This window comes from Facilibium subflavum (genome assembly GCF_003574485.1).
Taxonomy (GTDB): domain Bacteria; phylum Pseudomonadota; class Gammaproteobacteria; order Francisellales; family Francisellaceae; genus Facilibium; species Facilibium subflavum.
This window is the reverse complement of record NZ_QLIT01000375.1, coordinates 1-606: the sequence shown is the minus strand read 5'-3', so window position 1 is coordinate 606 and position 606 is coordinate 1. Positions and strand designations below refer to the sequence as shown.

Sequence of the window (606 nt, the reverse complement as noted above, 5' to 3'; positions counted from 1 at the left end):
TGATTATACTTATAAGAAAGGTGAGTTTTCACAAGTTACTATAGGTGATAATAATATTATTAGAGAGTGTGCAACAATCCATGGTGGAACATCTAAGGAAATTGGTGTAACTTCGATAGGAAGTAATAATATTATTATGTGCTATGTGCATATAGGACATGATTGTAAAGTAGGTAATTATATAAATCTAGTTAATGGCGTTGGCTTAGCAGGGCATGTTCATATTGATGATTTTGTTATAATTAGTTCGAATGTTGGTGTTCATCAGTTCTGTAGAGTTGGTAAGCATGCTTTTATCGCTCATGCAGCATTAATAGGTAAAGATGTTCCTCCGTATCTTATGGTAACAGCAGTTACAGGAGGATCTACTCCTTGTGGAATTAATACCGAAGGATTGAAGCGTCGTGGCTTTACTCCAGAAGATATAAAGAAAATAAAAGAAGTTTATAAAGTTCTTTATCGTCGCGGGTTAATGATGAAGGAGTCAGCAGAAGTTATTAAAGATATGGCAAAAGATAATCCTATTTTAGAGCCATTTGTTGATGTTATAAGTACTTCTAGAAGGGGTATTTTAAGATAATGAGAATAGGTATTGTCGCAGGCGAG

General features: G+C 34.3%; 1 protein-coding gene. It reads left to right on the top strand.

Annotated features, from left to right (window positions below):
• On the top strand, positions 1 to 580 hold a 580-nt coding region (gene lpxA, locus DNK84_RS14015), incomplete at its 5' end, for an acyl-ACP--UDP-N-acetylglucosamine O-acyltransferase (protein WP_119345036.1).
• Positions 581 to 606: the final 26 nt, after the last annotated feature.